Genomic DNA, 219 nt, shown 5'->3' on the forward strand with positions numbered 1-219 from the left:
TCAGCAGGCTGGCCCGGATCAACCGTTACCGTCCCGTCAATCTTCGGAGCGGTGTAACGATTCTCATCCACCTCAACCTTGACGGTGTAGTCACCCGGACGAATCTTCTGATCCTTAATCGAACCATCCGACTCAACAACAACCGGATGCTCCTTGCCGTTCTCATCAACAAGAACAACCTTCACACCAGGAACCGGCTTGCCCTGATCATCCAAAACC

General features: G+C 53.0%; 1 protein-coding gene. It reads right to left on the bottom strand.

The features are described from left to right. Nucleotides 1-219: carboxypeptidase-like regulatory domain-containing protein (locus tag HMPREF2656_RS02880; RefSeq protein ID WP_141760991.1), on the bottom strand; the 219-nt coding region annotated here is incomplete at both ends.

Origin of the sequence: Corynebacterium sp. HMSC034B08, from assembly GCF_001835805.1 — a bacterium.
Classification (GTDB): Bacteria; Actinomycetota; Actinomycetes; order Mycobacteriales; family Mycobacteriaceae; genus Corynebacterium; species Corynebacterium coyleae.